The 16742-nt window shown below is 45.4% G+C and carries 13 protein-coding genes; 6 read left to right on the top strand and 7 right to left on the bottom strand.

The features are described from left to right. The first annotated feature begins 6 nt into the window (after window positions 1–6). Together GOL65_RS06275 and GOL65_RS06270 are read left to right on the top strand one after the other, a co-directional pair. Window positions 7–696 (top strand): ABC transporter ATP-binding protein, encoded by a 690-nt coding sequence (locus GOL65_RS06275; RefSeq protein ID WP_140919347.1) that lies wholly within the window; start codon window positions 7–9, stop codon window positions 694–696. Then, window positions 693–1901, top strand: a complete 1209-nt coding sequence (locus tag GOL65_RS06270) for an ABC transporter permease (RefSeq protein WP_140919346.1) — start codon at window positions 693–695, stop codon at window positions 1899–1901. Before GOL65_RS06275 ends, GOL65_RS06270 begins: the two co-directional genes overlap by 4 nt. A gap of 12 nt (window positions 1902–1913) precedes the next feature. On the opposite strand, the gene GOL65_RS06265 is transcribed toward GOL65_RS06270, so the two are convergent. The 3 genes from GOL65_RS06265 to GOL65_RS06255 form a co-directional block, all read right to left on the bottom strand. Beyond that, on the bottom strand, window positions 1914–2234 hold the full coding sequence (locus GOL65_RS06265) for a YceK/YidQ family lipoprotein (RefSeq protein WP_179038195.1): 321 nt from the start codon (window positions 2232–2234) through the stop codon (window positions 1914–1916). Window positions 2235–2403: 169 nt separating this feature from the next. Continuing rightward, window positions 2404–3009, bottom strand: coding sequence for a 5'-deoxynucleotidase (gene yfbR / locus GOL65_RS06260; protein ID WP_140919344.1), 606 nt, complete (start codon window positions 3007–3009; stop codon window positions 2404–2406). Between the two features lie 88 nt (window positions 3010–3097). Further along, window positions 3098–3940, bottom strand: a complete 843-nt coding sequence (locus GOL65_RS06255; protein ID WP_140919343.1) for an AraC family transcriptional regulator — start codon at window positions 3938–3940, stop codon at window positions 3098–3100. 117 nt (window positions 3941–4057) lie between these two features. Here GOL65_RS06255 and GOL65_RS06250 point away from each other — a divergent pair, with 117 nt between their 5' ends. After that, the gene (locus GOL65_RS06250; protein WP_140919342.1) at window positions 4058–4780 is read left to right on the top strand and encodes a sugar isomerase domain-containing protein; all 723 of its coding nucleotides are present in this window, start codon (window positions 4058–4060) and stop codon (window positions 4778–4780) included. Window positions 4781–4860: 80 nt separating this feature from the next. Here GOL65_RS06250 and GOL65_RS06245 read toward each other — a convergent pair whose 3' ends face one another. Together GOL65_RS06245 and brnQ are read right to left on the bottom strand one after the other, a co-directional pair. Next, entirely contained in the window at window positions 4861–6354 is a 1494-nt protein-coding gene (locus tag GOL65_RS06245) for a pyridoxal phosphate-dependent aminotransferase (protein ID WP_228398654.1), read from the bottom strand. A gap of 634 nt (window positions 6355–6988) precedes the next feature. Continuing rightward, a complete protein-coding gene (gene brnQ / locus GOL65_RS06240; RefSeq protein ID WP_140919341.1) occupies window positions 6989–8356 on the bottom strand; it encodes a branched-chain amino acid transport system II carrier protein in 1368 nt (455 codons plus the stop codon). A gap of 679 nt (window positions 8357–9035) precedes the next feature. On the opposite strand from brnQ, the gene GOL65_RS06235 reads away from it, so the two are divergent. After that, on the top strand, window positions 9036–9926 hold the full coding sequence (locus GOL65_RS06235) for a LysR family transcriptional regulator (protein WP_140919340.1): 891 nt from the start codon (window positions 9036–9038) through the stop codon (window positions 9924–9926). Between the two features lie 449 nt (window positions 9927–10375). On the opposite strand, the gene GOL65_RS06230 is transcribed toward GOL65_RS06235, so the two are convergent. Then, window positions 10376–11758 carry an MmgE/PrpD family protein gene (locus tag GOL65_RS06230; RefSeq protein WP_140919339.1) on the bottom strand — a complete coding sequence of 461 codons (1383 nt, stop codon included), beginning with the start codon at window positions 11756–11758 and terminating at the stop codon, window positions 10376–10378. 130 nt (window positions 11759–11888) lie between these two features. Beyond that, a complete protein-coding gene (gene purB / locus GOL65_RS06225) occupies window positions 11889–13253 on the bottom strand; it encodes an adenylosuccinate lyase (protein ID WP_140919338.1) in 1365 nt (454 codons plus the stop codon). 602 nt (window positions 13254–13855) lie between these two features. Here purB and metC point away from each other — a divergent pair. Beyond that, window positions 13856–15028, top strand: a complete 1173-nt coding sequence (metC, locus tag GOL65_RS06220) for a cystathionine beta-lyase (RefSeq protein WP_140919337.1) — start codon at window positions 13856–13858, stop codon at window positions 15026–15028. Between the two features lie 77 nt (window positions 15029–15105). Then, on the top strand, window positions 15106–16473 hold the full coding sequence (gene dcuC / locus GOL65_RS06215; RefSeq protein WP_140919336.1) for a C4-dicarboxylate transporter DcuC: 1368 nt from the start codon (window positions 15106–15108) through the stop codon (window positions 16471–16473). Window positions 16474–16742 lie beyond the last annotated feature (269 nt).

Raw genomic sequence — 16742 nt, 5'->3', positions numbered from 1 at the left:
CTGTATATGTCAGAACTGTTTATTAATCAGTTGCAGGTCAGGTTTAATGGCAGCGCTCAGGCGGCACTGAATATTCCTCAGTTGGTGGTATCCAGCGGGGCTCAGGTGGCAGTTACCGGTGCTTCCGGTAGTGGAAAAACCACATTGGTTAATGCCATTAGCGGCCTTGAGCGTAGCGATAGTGGGAAAATTTTCTGGAACGGTAAAGATATTGGTCGTATGTCGGAACGTCAGCGCGATCGCTGGCGGGCACATCATATAGGTCTGGTGATGCAAGACTTTCATTTGTATCCAGGATTGAGTGCGCTGGACAATGTTTTACTTCCGGCACGATTTCACCACTGGCGCTTGCCCGCATCATTGAAAGCACGTGCTGCTGAGTTACTGGAGCAGGTTGGTATTCAGCAACACAAACAGGTGGTAGATACGTTATCTCGCGGAGAGAAACAGCGGGTGGCAATAGCCAGAGCGTTATTGAATAAACCAGAAATTGTCATTGCCGACGAGCCTACCGCCAGTCTGGATGCAAATAATGGTCTGGAAGTTATTCGCCTGCTCACTCAGTTTGCAAAACGGTCGAAAGCGACCCTGATATGTATTACACACGATCCCCGTTTGAGCGATGAAATGCGTCGGCGAATTACGCTGGAAAACGGTCGCCCGGTTAAAGATATCACTACAGGAAGAGCGCTATGATCCCCTTTAAAATTATCTATGCCGATTTTAAACGCCTGTGGGGTGGAACACTGATTCTTACCCTGTTGATTGCGACTGCCGTGGCTTTCAGTATGGTGGTTAACCTGCAGGAAAGGGCGCTACGCGAAGGAAGCGCCAGAGCGGCCGACCGTTTTGATTTAATCGTTGGGGCTGCTGGTAGTGAAACTCAACTGGTGTTATCCAGCGTGTTTTTACAACCTTCGCTATTACCGCTGTTACCTCATCATTATCTGGATGAATTAAAACAGCATTCGTTAGTGGAATCAGCTTCGCCGTTAGCCTTTGGTGATAGTTATAAAGGTATGCCAATTATTGGAACCGATGATGACCTGTTACGGGGCAGGGATATACAGTACGGTAATGACGGCCAGAATCATAGAGACTCGGTATTTGGTAGTGAATATGGTGCTATTGTTGGCGTGGCAACAGGGCTTTCGATAGGTGATAAGGTTATCCCCATTCATGGGCAGGTTGGCAGTGAAGGCGCCCATCAACATGAGTCGGTCAATTATACCGTTACCGGCGTATTGCCAGCCTCTGGTGATGCCTGGGATAAAGCCATTCTGGTTCCCATTACTGCCGTATGGGCAGTACATGATGCTCAAAAACATGAAAACCATGCCGATGATGAAATACACCATCATGTTGGCGATGTCTCCGCGGTAGTCGTTAAGCCGAAAAGTATTGCAGGAGCCTATCAGCTCAGGTCGCAATATCGTTCAGGTGAAAGTCTGGCGGTTTTCCCCGGAGAAGTATTAACACGTTTGTACGGTACGCTAGGGGATGCTCGTCAGGTTCTCTCCCTAATGGCAATTGGAACTCAGGTTTTAGTAGTCATTGCCATTTTGATGGTAATCGTCGTGCATCTTGAACAACGCCAACGGCAATTTGGTGCATTACGTGCCTTCGGTGCACCGCAACGTGGCATTGTGGCATTAATTTGGTGTGGATTGATGTTAATGATGAGTATCGGAATTATGCTGGGGGTTATTGTGGGCTATCTGGCAACGTTATGGATATCCCAACGTATATCCTCGCTGTATGGCATGAAGCTACCGGTAAGTATTCAACCGGAAGATGGCCTGTTGATTGCGGCAATATGGGGTATTATTGGTGTGGTCTTACTGCTGCCAGCGATATTGATCTATCGGCATTCACCGGCACAGGCATTGAAGACGGTATAAAGGAGTCCAGACTTAACGGCAGGTTTTGATAATTTCCCCGTTCGATTGTTCAATATTTTGGCAATTCAGACCATTTTCAACGATCGGGGGTTCTTGAGTTAGATAAAGAACACCGTCAATGGGTAGCAGCAAAGTATCCAGTACCAGTGAAAAGGGAAGGTCGAGCAGGGCGACAGGACGACTAAAATTATGTAGTAAATCTATGCAGAGCTGTTGATTGGATTGAGTAGCGCATTGTTGTTCATCACTGGTAAATAACCACTCGGCATTAACACTGGTTCCAGGATAGAAGGGGGCACTGGGCCCCTTAGTGGCCCGAACTACCGTGCTCATACAACCGGATAGCTGAAAGCTCATTAAGATAATAAAAATTAGTGTTAACCGCGGTGCCATAATAGAAATTTCTATTTCTTGTATTATATCGTTGTCTGAAAATAGCAAGCTGTCGATTGATTAAAGTGCTTGATTCAGATTTGACAATATTTTAAAGCTAACTGATTCGTTACAACTGGCTATCACTACTAATCTCATCCAACGACAAACTAAAACTCGGCACAAATACGTTAATGAAATACTCCATTTCCGGGCTGTGGCGGAGCTTTAATGTTTTTTCCAGACGTTGTTTTGCCAGAGTGAATTCATTATTTCCTGCGGATAACTCTTCCAGACTTTTCAGATAGGCGCAGAGCGCATCGGCCTGTTTGACCACCAGTTTTTCATCTTCACTGTAGTAGTTATCATCCAGAACAGAGCGGAAGTCTTGTTGTAATTCTTCGGGTAGCATTTCAATCAGCTTAAGCTGCGCCACTTTCTCTATTTTCTTATATTCATGGGCGATTTGCGGATTGTAGTACTTGATTGGTGTTGGCATATCGCCGGTCAGTACTTCGCTGGCGTCATGATACATGGCTAACAGCGCAATTCGATCGGGGTTCACATTGCCATTGAATTTTCGATTTTTGATTACCGCCAAAGCATGGGCGACAAACGCGACTTGAAGGCTATGTTCAGAAACGTTTTCAGTGCGGACATTACGCATCAGGGGCCAGCGGCTGATTAATTTCAGGCGCGATAAATAGGCAAAAAAGTGGCTTTGGGTCTGGCTCATGATGGTTCTACCTCTGTTGATACAAAAACAAGGCTAGATTGTGGGGAGTTATCGTGTTGAGTGCAAGCTGGAGTTAGTTTTAATAACATCAAATTGAATTATTCTTTCGATACTTTACCGGGGTGTCATTAACTATCTTTTTGAATTGCCGATGGAAGTAGTTAATGCTTTGAAAACCACACTGCGATGCAATAGCTGATAAAGAAAGTGAACTGGTTCTTAACAGAAAACTGGCCTTATTTATTCGCAGTTGCGATATATAGTCACTAAATGATAATCCGGCAAAAGTTGCTAAATCCCGTTTTACCGCGCTAACGCTGCAATGTGCATGATCGGCCACATGCTTTAGTGTTACTACGGTTGTGAAGTTATTATCAAGATAATTTAATATTTTCTCTACCCGCTGATTTTGATAGGGCAAGAGTGGATGCCTGTCAGAAATATACTCAACGCCTTTATCCCCGGTTAAAAGTTCAAACAGCAATATAAGCAGACTCAGGCGCGTCAGCGGTGAGTTACTGGCCACTATCTTTCTGAATAAAGACTCACTCTGTTTTGCGCACCGTTTAGAAAATTTAATAGCAGGTGATGCGCGTAAAAATAATTGATTCACTACACGGTATTCTTCCATGCCACTCAGTAATTGTCGGTTAATCCAGGTTTGCGGAATCAAAATGACAAAAATCTCACAGACAGAATCCATCCGAAGACTTTTCCATGAGTGAGGCTGATTGGGTGCGATAAATACAAGGTCGGGAGAACTAAAGTTGGAAGTATGATTGCCAATATAGCGTTTTCCTTCGCTGTTTAGCGTCAGAGTTAGCTCATATTCCTGATGATGATGCCACTTAAACGGTATTTCATATCCTTTCAGGTGTGTTGAAAACCATGAGGATGTTGTTTCATACCGGAATATTTCACGCTTGAGCACGGGTTACCTCACCTGCAAAATTAAGCTATTGGTTCACTATTTTGAGCTAATAGTGAATTTTAACATTATATTTTTCTGGAGAATGAATACAACTATTCCTGACGCGGAGCACATAAAATGATTACTGATTACTTTCAGACCAGTCTTCCTCATATCAACGACGTTTTACTGAACCAGAAAGATCAAATTGAGCGAGTGGCTGAACAGATGGTAAAAACCATTCGGGATGATGGCATTATCTATGCTTTTGGAACCGGTCATTCCCACATGATCCCAATGGAGTTGTTCGGGCGTGCAGGAGGATTAGCCAATGTGTGTGCGATGCTTGATGAAACCATCTTAAACGGTGGTGGAGCAAGACGTTCGAGCAGGATGGAGCAGTTATCGGGGTTGGCGGACATTATCTGGCAAAGTACGCCGCCAGGTCGTGGTGATATGATCTTTATTGTCTCAAATTCCGGCAGGAATGCCGCAGTTGTTGAAATGGCGATGAAAGCCAAAGAAGAAGGCATTTTTACTGTTGCCATCACTTCACTGGCGCAATCAAAGGCTAATGTGTCACTTCACCATAGTGGAAAAAAGCTTTATCAGCTTGCTGATATTGTTCTGGATAATGGTGCTCCTGACGGTGATGCACAAATGAAGTTTGGCGATTATGTCACCGGGCCTTTATCGACGCTAACGGGTATTATTCTTATCAATTCGCTGGTTTGTGAAAGCGTACGTTTGTGTCAGGAACGTAATATTCCTGTGCCGCTTTTTCAGAGCCAAAATACAGAAAGAAAGACCAATAATAATGCGTTGTTTGAGCGCTTTGAATCCCGTATTCCTCGTTTTTGAAACGAAAGTAACTCAATCTGTGCGGAAAATTAAGAGGGTAAATATGAATGGCGGTGTGGGACACCGCCATCAGAACATAATTACTGTTGCTTATAGGTTTCCAGGAACTTGGCAAACTTACCGATAGCCATTTCCAGCTCATCTACTCGTGGCAGGGTCACGATACGCACATGGTCCGGATAAGGCCAGTTAAAGCCAGAGCCCTGAACCAGCAGGACTTTCTGCTGTAGCAGCAGGTCGAGTACCATTTGCTGGTCGTTCTTAATATTGAATTTTTTAGCATCAATTTTCGGGAACATATACAGCGCACCTTTTGGCTTCACGCAGGAGACGCCCGGAATTTGATTGATCAGTTCCCAGGCGCGATCGCGCTGTTCATACAAACGCCCACCCGGTTGAATAAACTCATTAATGCTTTGGTAGCCGCCAATAGCGGTTTGAATAGCATGTTGCATCGGCACGTTAGCGCACAGGCGCATTGAGGCCAACATTTCTAAACCTTCAATATAACCTTTAGCGTGTTCTTTAGGGCCGCTTAATACCATCCAGCCCTGACGGAAACCGGCAACGCGATAGGTTTTAGACAGGCCGTTAAAGGTGATGGTTAGAAGGTCCGGAGCCAGGGCTGCGATAGAGTGATGTTGTGCATCATCATAAAGAATCTTGTCGTAGATTTCGTCAGCGAAAATTATCAGATTATGTTCACGGGCGATCTGCACAATTTCCAGCAGCAGCTCTTTGCTGTAAACCGCACCGGTCGGGTTATTTGGGTTAATGATTACAATACCGCGGGTGCGTGGAGTAATCTTTTTACGAATATCGTTTAAGTCCGGGAACCAGTCTGATTCTTCATCACACATATAGTGCACGGCATTACCACCGGACAGAGATACTGCCGCAGTCCAGAGCGGATAGTCTGGAGCAGGGATCAGCATTTCATCGCCCATATTCAGCAATGCCTGCATTGCCTGCACAATCAGTTCAGATACGCCGTTACCAATATAGATATCTTCTACGGTGATATCCCGAATTCCTTGAGCCTGATAGTGCTGCATAATGGCTTTACGAGCAGAGTACAGACCTTTGGAATCGCAGTAACCCTGTGCGGTTGGCAGGTTACGGATGACGTCCACCAGAATTTCATCCGGGGCTTCAAAACCAAAGGGGGCCGGGTTACCGATGTTCAGCTTAAGAACTTTGTTGCCTTCTTCTTCCAGACGTTTGGCTTCTTTCAGCACCGGACCGCGAATGTCGTAACAAACGTTTTCCAGCTTTCTGGATTTCTCAACAACTTTGTTTGAACTGGGTTCTGTAGATGGCTTAATGATTTTAGGTGCAGTTAAGCTTTGCTCTGCTGCATCCAGCATGGCATTAACCATAGCATCATCGCCTTTTGGCTCAGTCTGGTTTTCATCTGAAGCCACGATAATACCGGTATTGTCTGATAACAGACGCATGGTCGCACCTGATGCAAAGGCGGGAGCAGCATCCAAAAGTTCTTTTTTTAAACGTAACGCCTGAGAGTTACCGCTTTTGAAGGATGTCAGATCGATCCATTCATTTGACCCTGTCATGCCACACCGCCTTAATGCTTTATAGGTTGTATATTGTTGTGTAAGTTTTTGTATATGGCAAATCCTACTCTTGGATATACTTTATATCAAGACTTGGTTGATGAATTTCATTAAAAAAACTATTTGTAGGTGTTTTTTGGGGGTGTTTATGGTGGGTGTATATACATTTTTTTGTGTGGTGTTAATACCGAATGAATATTTATCATCGGTTACGGTGAATATTCCGGCCGTAAAAGCTAATTGTTTATATAACCAATGTGCCCGGCCAGAGGGAATGTTTAGCATTAGTGTGTGCCGGGCCAAAGCCCGGCATTCGATACTAAAAAAGTAATGTTTCTGCTACTTAAGATTGATGACAAAATCTGGTTTATACGGTTTTGTGTTCTAAATAGCTAATTGTCGGGAGGGGCTCCCGTGGGGGTCGACTTGGCGTAAGCCAACGAAGTGCCCGTAGGGAGACCAGGCCCGACACGCACTGAAGTCAAGTACGGATGGTCTTCCGGTCGAGCAATAAGCCGATATAAGCACTTCAGATTTTACGGTCGGAATATCCATTGATGCTGATATGTTTGATTTATCAGAAATAAAAAAAGCAGCGTTCCCGCTGCCTTTTGGTGTTCATATACAACTGTAATCAGTAGGCGACTGTTTTCTTATTGCCGGGAATCAGGAATACCAGCAGCATCACTATTGCTGTTGGCAGTACCCATGCCATGCCCTGAGCTGCCAGTGGCATATACTCAGTTTGTGAGTCCAGCAAAGATTTAATCCAACCCACGTTCTGTAAACCAGCAATGCCGCGCATACCGTCCAACAGGCTGAAAATCAGTGCAACAAACATTACGGTACGGAAGGCATATTTAGGGTTTGGTAACCATGGGCGAATAAACGTCAGGGCAACCAGTGCGATAGTCAGTGGATACAGCGCCAATAATACCGGTACAGACAGTGCAATTAACTGACTCAGGCCCACGTTGGCAACCAGCGCACAGATGATACATAGCACAATAACCCATTGACGATAGCGCAGTGGAGTCAGAGTTGAGAAGTAATCAGCACAGGCACTTACCAGACCAACCGCTGTGGTCAGACAGGCTAATAACACCACGCCGGAAAGAATCCACTGACCTGGTTGACCAAACAGTGCTTGTACATAAGCAGCCAGAACTACACCACCATTTTCTGCACCCGGAGCTACGGTTGAAGAAGTTGCGCCCAACCAGAACAGAGAGATATACACAAAGGCTAAACCAGCGGCAGCGATCAGACCGGCAATCACCAGATACTTATAGGTAGATTTTGGTTCAGTAACACCTTTACTGCGCAGTATATCTACCAGCAACATACCAAACATTAGCGCGGCGAAGGTATCCATGGTGTTGTAACCACCGATAAAACCTTTGGTAAACGCGTTATCCTGATAGCTGGCGGCAGGAGCAGAAAGAGCACCCTGTGGCGCAACGATGACACCAATAGCCAGACAGATAAGCAACAGGAACAGAGCTGGGGTTAATATTTTACCGATGTTATCAATCAGCTTGCCGCGGCTCCAGGAGAAGAACAACGTTGCCACGAAAAACAGACTGGTAATGATAGCCTGAGTTTTGTCGAGGATAATATCTGCAGACAACGTTAGTTGATTATCTTCCAGCGTGCCAACCAGCGGCTTGATTGCCATCTCGTAAGCTACCAGACCGGTACGAGGCGTAGCAAAAGCAGGACCGATAATGATAAACAGCAAGACTGCAGCAAAAGTACCGGTGCCTTTTGGCAGGTCGGTGGTCATCGAAGGCAAACCACCGCCAACACGAGCTACGGCAATAATCGATACCAGAGGCAGACCTACCGCCGTTAACAGAAAACCAAACATGGCATACAGTACATTGCTGCCAGCCAGTTGGCCTTCCAGTGGAGGGAAGATAATGTTGCCTGCACCTAAAAAGAAAGCGAAGGTCATTAAGCCTAAGCCAATGGTATCGGCGCGGCTCAAACGTTGATTCATGTGTCATTCCTTGTCTTAAATAACAACCAGTAACTTATTGATAATTTTTATAAAATTAATGACTTTTAAAAAGCCAAGTCTGGTTAAAAAATAGATTAATGTGTGGTTAAAAACGCTTAGCTTGCATTTAAATTCAGTTTTAATGAATAAACCCAATTTATTCACTAAAACTGAGCCTGTTATCCAGCGAATTACCATTCAAGGGGATAGTCTATGATTGGCGGCCTTTACGCAATAGTAGTAGCATAAAATATGCAAATATTTGGTGCTGAAACCAAATATTTGGTTTTAATCGCTAGTTTATTGTTGGCTAATAGGTGTTTAATCCAATTATTCTGCTTAATTGTGGTTGTAAGGGCAGTCAGGTTGCGTGTTAAAGATGAAATTTAGTGATTTAGCAAGGATTAACTGATTAAAAACCAATCAAATGATGCATTAATTTAATCAATTCGAGGTAATAAATATGTGGAGTATGATTCAATCAGAATAATTTGTTGGGACATTTTATCTTTTTTACCAAAAGCGTATTTTTTTAGTTAAACCAGCGGCTTTATCGACTTTGCGCTTGGCACAGGAGTAGGATAAGGTAACTCAACCCTGATTGTTACTGGCGTCAATAGCGATTATCACCTTACAGAGTACACCCCGTAGTTCTGTGGAGAAATGAAAGAGTTACACTATGGTACATCTGAAACGTCCGATTCCTAATCTTGAACTTGATCTGTTACGAACCTTTGTTGCCGTGGCTGAAGGTAATAGTTTTGCCGCCGCAGCAGAGTCGGTACACCGCACACAATCTGCTGTTAGTCAGCAGATGCAACGTCTGGAGCAGTTGGTTGGTAAGGAGTTATTTGGTCGTAGTGGACGGAATAAATCGCTAACCGAACATGGTGTAAAAATGCTGGGTTATGCCCGGCGTATATTGCGCCTGAATGATGAAGCATGTCTTTCTTTAATGTATGACGATGTGGATGGCGTTTTGCGTATCGGTTCACCGGATGATACGGCAAATACTATTTTGCCTGAGCTGCTCTCCCGTTTCTCTAAAGCTTATCCACGGCTGGTGATTGAGATTGTGGTTAAACGTAGTCCATTCCTGATGGATATGCTGAAAAATGACGTGGTGGATATGGCTATCTCCACGGTAGAAAGCGTTGATTACCCCAGTCTGGTACTGCGAGTCTCTCCTTCTTTATGGTACTGCGCCACCAATTATGAACTGAATATTGATGAACCGTTGCCGTTAGTGGTTCTGGATGAACCCAGTACTTATCGTAATATGGCGATTAATCATCTGGAGCAGGCGGGTATTGCCTGGCGAATTGCCTATGTGGCCACCACGCTCTCGGGTGCCAGAGCGGCAGTCAGGGCGGGGTTGGGAATTATGGCCCGCTCCATTGAGTTATTGGGTGATGATTTAAGGATCCTTGGTGAGGCGGATGGTTTACCGCGGTTACCGGATATTAAATATAATTTGTATATGCGGAGTAATAGTCCGCAGAAGGCGGCGAAGGTGTTGTTTGAGTCGTTGAAGGGGGATGATTATCATTCGGAGGAGATGACTGGCTAAGATATGAGCCAGTTTCGTTCACATATAGTTTTGCGTTAGTTTCGTCCACCAATAGTGCTGTGTTTGGATTGGCTATCGTGCAGGTGGCCGAGCAAAGGGCGCTGGGGCGAGCGCCCTCTGCACTCCCGCGCCTTCGCACCCGAATCCAGGTCGCCTGACGGCGACTTCCCTCCGCCTTCATTCGGGTTTACGCACCGGCATGGATTCGTTCCAGACGAAGCCATGCCTCGCCAAACATCCATGTTTGGCGTGCTACCCTCTTTCAGTTGTCGGCTGAATTCCAGTGCTCTTTGTTAAAAGACCAGATCTAGGGCAGTGAAAAGGACAAAGTTAAAAGAAGAGAAATATTTTATTACTCATGGACAGAAGAATAAAAAAAGGCCCCTGTCACGGTTAGAGTGAGATAGGGGCAAGGGGTATACAAGGAAATAACGTTTTTATTATTAGTATTACTTCACTGTGTCAGTGAGGAGTTTTGCCAGTTCGGTGACGGACTGGTTTTCCAGATCGCTGACCAGTTTAATGATTTTCTCTGTGGCTTCCTGAGTCAAAATGCCAGCTACGTTATCGCGGAACTTGCGCTCTACGTCGCTACGCTGCATGGGGTTGTCCGGGTTGCCATAGTTAATATCCAGACGTTTGCTGACTTTGGTACCGTCTTTCAGCGTCACATCAATGTAACCCGGGAAGTAAGTAGGGAAGGGGATTTCTCCTGGTTGGCAATAGCGGTAGGATACCTTGTTTGCCATCGCCAAAACTTCCGGGCGGGTTAGCTGCTGTGGCTGAAATGATGAAAGATTCAGACCGTCATCATAAATGCCGCTGGCCACCAGATAAGGCAGGCTGAATTTCGCGGCGTAGGGGGTTTGTGGAGCAAATTTGTTTTCCAGCGGTTCGCAAATCAATGCAGCAGCGATGGGGTCAACCACGCAGTGAATATTTTCAATATTATCCGGTGTGATACCTTCCTGACGCAGCATGCGGGCACAATCCACGGTGGCGTGGGCAAAGTGGCAGCAAGGATAAGGTTTGATTGAGACATGCATCATTTCCCAACGTTCGCCTAATTCAGAATATACCTCTGCCGGTTTGGCATTCTCTTTTATACCGTGGGTGACATACAGTCCGTAACGGCCTTCAAAAATAGTTAATGGACCAGTCATACCGCCTTTTGCCATATAGGCAGAAATCAGACCGGAATGAGCCGACCAACCGGCATGAAAACATTTTGCGGAAGAGCTGTTGGTCAGGTATTCCGCCACGCCGGAAGCCTGACTGCCGGTTAAGCCAATAGCATGAGCACAGGCCTCCGGGCTCAGTTTTAACAAATGTGCTGCGCTGCTTACTGCTCCAAATACGCCGGCAATAGCCGTAGAGTGAAAACCGCGCTGATGGAAGGAACCTTTAGACGCAATGCCCACCCGGGCTGCCACCTCCCAGCCAACAACATAAGCAGCCAGCATGGCACGACTATCGAGTTTCAGGTCTTCTGCCAGTGCCATCACTAATGGCGCCAGTACTGCACTACCGTGAACAATCGAGTCGGTATGGGTATCATCAAAATCTAAAACGTGAGAGGCAATACCGTTTGCCATTGCCGCATAGGCGGGAGAAAGGGTGAATGGACTTCCCCATATCCGGCATTCTCCCTGAGTGTGGGGCATTTCAACCAGACTGGTACGGCTGTTAATGCCATTAGCTTGCACAGAGCCAGCCAGTGCAACGCCAAAGGTATCCAATAAATGCAGTTTGGCCCGCTCAATAACCTGCGGGGAAATCGATTGAAAATTTTGTTGAGTAATAAACTGACTTAAATATTCACTGTGGGTCATGATTGTGTTTCCAGATTCTTGCGAGTGATTCTCAGGGCTTATCTCACTAAGGCCGCTTACTGAGATTGGCTCTGCCAGCTTGAATGAGTGACAGGGGGGTTAACGATTTCCGCTGTCACTCATAACGTGGTTATTTCAGCCAGCCGCTGGCTTTGACTTCAGCTACTACGCGGTCAACTTGCTGTGGTGCATTACCAACATAGGTAGTTGGGTCCAGAACGGCATCCAGCTCTTCTTTAGTTAACGCCGCTTTAATCCGCGGATCGTCTGACAGCGCCTGACTAAAGGTGCCACCATCTTCTAAACCGTGCATTGAGGCTTCATATACCAGTTCATGGGCTGTTTGCTTACCCAGTTTTTCTGACAGCTCAAACATCACACGCTCTGCCAGCATAAATCCACCGAGAATATCCAGATTGCTACGCATCTTCTCTTTCTTCACTTGCAGACCGGACAGGGTGAACTTCATGTTATCCATAATGACGGACAGCATCAGGCAGATTTCCGGCAATAACTTCCACTCCATTTTCCAGATGGCACCATCACGTTCATGCTGATGTTTCATCAGATCTAGCAGAATCGAGACGTTACCTTTCAGGGTGTTACTGACGCAGGAAGCGTTTTCCGTAATGGCAGGATTACGTTTATGGGGCATGGTGGAAGAACCTACCTGGCCTTTGGCAAAAGGCTCTGCCACTTCATCAAATTCGTTATGGGCCAACAGCAGGATTTCATTGGCAATTTTACCTAATGTGGCGCCGATCATGCCCAGTACCATGCCGTACTCACAGAAGCGATCTCGAGCCGGTTGCCAGGAGATTTCTGGTGTACCTAAACCCAGGCGAGTCAGTACTCGCTGCTCCAGTTCATCGGCACCTTCACCAAATGAGGCTTTGGTACCAACGGCACCCACAACACTACCCACAAACAGACGTGGTTCCAGCTGTACCAGACGCTCGTGATGGCGCATCATTTCTGCCAGCCAGATAGCGGTTTTATGACCGAAAGTAATAGGTATTGCCTGAAGGGCTAATGTTCTGCCAGCCATTGGCGTGTTGCGGTGTTCTTCTGACAGTTTTAATAAAGAGCGGCCAATCTCTTTCAGGTCGCGCAGGAAGATTTTATGCGCCATTTTGAACTGCAATACCATACCGGTATCCATTACGTCCTGAGTAGTAGGCCCAAAGTGAACATATTCGCCAAAGCCGTTGGCACAGGCATGTTCAAGGCCGCGAATAGTTGGTACCAGCGGATGCTTAGTCAAGCGAACCTGCTCAAGAATGAAGTCCATATCCAGACGTTCAAGTTTGGCACAGGCAACGATTTCATCGGCGGCTTCCTGAGGAATGATACTCATTTTAGCCTGCTCAATCGCCAGGGCTGCTTCATAATCCAGCCACATCTGCATACGTACATTGTCAGAAAAAACCTGACGCATTTCTTCGGTAGACCATAGATTCTTCAGTAAAACGGAATCGAAAACACTGGTAGACATGATTTTATCTCCTAATTTAAATAGGTTTTTTAATAATGCGAAGGAATAGATAACACTCATTAGGGTGTTATTATTTTTTTAAATATTCTGTAATGGGTTTGTAAATTCAAATTATGGCTTGGTTTTAAGTTTCCAATAACGATAAAAGATAAACAAGGTATTTTGGATTAATATTCCATTAGTAATATTAATCCATTGTTAAATAATTTTAATGTGTCGTAAGAAGCCATTTCTGATGGCTTATTCATAACTGTAAGGTGATTTATTTATGATGGCTTTATTTAATATCTTATTGTTTTTATTTAATTAAATTTTCATATAAATTTAACTTCAACACTGTTTAAAATAATTAATGTATTAAAGTGAGATCGCGATCAATATTTCAATTTATTTGGTTTTTTTAGTTAATTTTTCGGTGGTAGTTTCAATTCAGGTAGCAAGGATATATTTGAATAATAATTGAGCTAAGATAATTTTTCTTTTATATGTCGAATGAATTTATAGCCCATTTAATTATGTTGTTCATTAATTCGCTATTTCTTATTTGTAATGAGAAATAAGGAAATATATCCGGAAATATTCTTTCTAAGGAGTAAATAATAATGACTCAAACACGCAAAACTCGTCTTATTCATGGTGGCAGAGGGCCCGCTCGGGACATTGGTCCGGTTAATCCGCCAGTAATGCGGGCCAGCACTATTCTTTTTGATTCAATCACTACCTGGCGTGATGCCCGTAAACGCAGAGAAACCGAGCGTTTACTGAGCTACGGTGCCCGGGGTACTGAAACGGCCTTCGCATTAGAACAATTAATTACCGAACTGGAAGGTGGTTATCGTGCCCAGCTATTCCCAACCGGGTTGGCTGCTATCGCCGTCACTATCATGGGCTACGCCCGGGCGGGAGGTCACGTACTGTTTGCTGACTCTGTATATGAGCCAGTACGTAAAATCTGTAGCCACTTTTTAAAACCAAACAATATTAGTTACGACTTCTTTAAGGCTGATGGCAGTGATTTTGAAGCCAAATTGCGTCCGGAAACTCAACTGGTATTCGCAGAATCACCGGGTTCTCTGCTGTACGAAATATTGGATCTGCCTGAAATCTGCCGCATTGCTCATGAGCGCAATATACCGGTAGCGGTAGATAACACCTGGGGTTCCGGCTGGTTATATAACCCGTTAGAACTGGGTGCTGACGTTTCGGTTATTGCCGCAACCAAATATCTGTGTGGTCACTCCGATGTGATGATGGGCATTGTCGTCGCCAATGAACAGGCATGGAAACAGATTGGTGAGCTACCGGAAGCGCTGGGTCAGGTAAGCAGCCCGGATGATGCTTCTTTGGTTCTGCGTGGTATGCGGACACTGTCTACGCGTCTGGCCGTTCATGGTCAAAACGCCATGACGGTAGCCAAGTGGCTACAACAGCGTCCGGAAGTGAAAAAAGTCTACTTCCCCGGGTTAGAAGACCATCCGCGCCACGATCTCTATCAGCGTGACTGCAAAGGAACAAACGGCCTGTTAACCATTGAATTACACCCTCAATACACTTTAGCTCAGGCCGAAGCTTTTATTGATGCATTGGAACTGTTTGGCATTGGTGCTTCATGGGGTGGCTACGAAAGTCTGGTACTGCCTGCCAACGTTAAAGGTGCCCGCAGTGCAACGGACTGGAGCCAACACGGGCAATTCATTCGCTTCCATATCGGTCTGGAAGAGGTGAGCGATTTGCTGGCGGATTTAGAACAGGGAATTCGGACGCTGAAAGTCTGATGTTATCCGGTGGGCGAGTCGTGGAGTCTTCGCCTGCCGGAACCCGACTATTCAGGCCAATTTAATGAGGAAAAATTATGCTTGGCGTTATTCTTGCCTTATTGGTGACGGTGCTGGTGATCTATATGCTGGCGAAGGGGTACAAGCCCCAACCAGTTCTGCTGCTGGGTGGCTTATTGTTAATGGGGTTAACGGTCGCTTTTGATATTGGGCCTTTATTACCTGAAAAAACCACCACCAACTTTGAGTTTTTTGACATCTTTAAAGTCTTTAGCGATTTATTAAGTTCAAGGCTTGCAGGATTGGGTCTGACCCTGATGGCGATTGCCGGTTTCTCTCGCTATATGGATCACGTAGGTGCCAGTAAAGCGCTGTTTGCAGTGTTTGAGCGTCCGTTAAAAGCGGTTCGTTCTCCTTATATACTGTTAGTGGTTTCTTTCCTGGTTACTCAGGTTCTGGTTATCTTTATTCCAAGCCATGCAGGGCTGGGGATGCTGTTAATGGTGACCATGTATCCTATCCTGATTCGTACCGGCGTTAGCCCGTTGTCTGCCTTGGCAGTAATTGGTACCTGTCAGTTTATCGACCACGGTCCGGGGTCGGGTAACGTTATCATGGCGGCGAAAACTGCCGGTCTCGATCCGGCGGTCTACTTTGTTCATCACCAATTGCCAGTAACTATTCCGATTATTCTGGCGGTAGCCGTTACCCACTTTATTGCACAACGCTGGTGGGATAAGCGTGAAGGCTACGTATTCAATCAGGAAACGCTGGATAACATCGATCATAACGATCACAGTCGTCCGCCACTTATTTATGCATTATTGCCGGTGGTACCTTTAGTGCTGATTATCGGTTTCAGCCCAATATTCCATTCCAGTATCAAGATGGATGTCACCACGGCGATGATTATCAGTACCATTGTGGCCTTAGTGTTTGAATATTTCAGATTGAAGAGTGCTAAAGCAGTGATGGACAGTTTTATGCTGTTCTTCGAGGGAATGGGTAAACAGTTTGTATTAGTGGTTTCACTGATTGTGTGTGGTGAAGTGTTTGCCAACGGTTTACTGAAAGTCGGAGCAGTCGATACGCTGATTACGGCGGCACAAAATGCAGGATTCGGGGTAGGGGCAATGATCATCGTTATGAGCTTTATTCTGGCTCTGGCGGCGTTCTTAATGGGTTCTGGTAATGCGGCATTCTTCTCCTTTGCAGCGTTAACACCAAAAATTGCCGCTTTCCTGAAAGTGGATGTAGTAACGCTGATTCTGCCAATGCAGATTATGACCAGCTTTGGACGAACGGTTTCACCGATTACTGCAGCTATTGTCGCTATCGCAGGTATCGCCAACGTGTCACCATTCCAGGTGGTAAAACGTACGGCAATTCCTATGGCAGTGGCGGCCATTGTTAACCTGGTAATGACCTTTATTTACCTGGGGTAATTATTTCAACCGGTGTTACAAACTTGTGTTAAAGGCGACTTGTCAGTCGCCTTTTTCATTTTCAGGAAAAAGTATTTCTTAATCGCTTCATTGGCTATACGAATATCTGGCTGGAAGCTATGCTTACCAAAGGCTGTGTGGCAAAAAGATGCAACGCTAATATTTCCAGTATGTGCCAGAAATGTTTCATGATGTGCGGAGCGTCAAAGAAAAACTTCTGTTACAACGGTGGTAAAAATATCTATTTCTGTCAGAATAGCCGCTTGATT

Source organism: Limnobaculum xujianqingii (assembly GCF_013394855.1).
GTDB classification, from domain to species: domain Bacteria; phylum Pseudomonadota; class Gammaproteobacteria; order Enterobacterales; family Enterobacteriaceae; genus Limnobaculum; species Limnobaculum xujianqingii.
The sequence above is the reverse complement of the archived record's forward strand: the minus strand, read 5'-3'. Positions and strand labels throughout refer to the sequence as shown.